1 protein-coding gene is annotated in these 536 nt (G+C 69.6%); it reads left to right on the top strand.

The window, feature by feature from the left end; all coding sequences use genetic code 11:
- The coding region (locus QM841_RS42905; protein ID WP_502943344.1) for a transketolase-like TK C-terminal-containing protein at nt 1–536 on the top strand (536 nt) is incomplete at both ends.

Raw genomic sequence — 536 nt, 5'->3', positions numbered from 1 at the left:
GATCAGATGGCCCGCGGGTTCGTCCTCGGCGCCACCGCCGGCCGCACCACCCTCACCGGCGAAGGCCTGCAGCACGCCGACGGGCACTCGCTGCTGCTGGCCTCGACCAACCCGGCCGCCGTCGCCTACGACCCGGCGTTCTCCTACGAGATCGCGCACATCGTCAAGGACGGTCTGCGCCGGATGTACGGCGGCACCGACGGCGTGGACGGGTTCGGTGGCGAGGACATCTTCTACTACATCACCCTCTACAACGAGCCCTACTCCCAGCCCGCCGAACCCGCCGACCTCAACGTCGACGGACTGCTCAAGGGCATGTACCTGTTCAAAAAGTCCGAGGCATCGGGCCCGAAGGCGCAGATCCTGGTCTCCGGAGTCACCATGCCCGAGGGCCTGCGGGCCCAGCAGCTGCTCGCCGACGAGTGGGGTGTGGCCGCCGACGTGTGGTCGGTCACCTCCTGGGGTGAACTGCGCCGCGACGGCATCGAACGGGAGAAGCAGGCCCTGCGCGACCCCGGCACCGACGCCCCGCTGCC

The organism is Rhodococcus sp. IEGM 1307, from assembly GCF_030056915.1.
Taxonomy (GTDB): domain Bacteria; phylum Actinomycetota; class Actinomycetes; order Mycobacteriales; family Mycobacteriaceae; genus Rhodococcus_F; species Rhodococcus_F opacus_D.
Note: the sequence above shows the minus strand (reverse complement) of the source record. Positions and strands in the feature narration are given on the sequence as shown.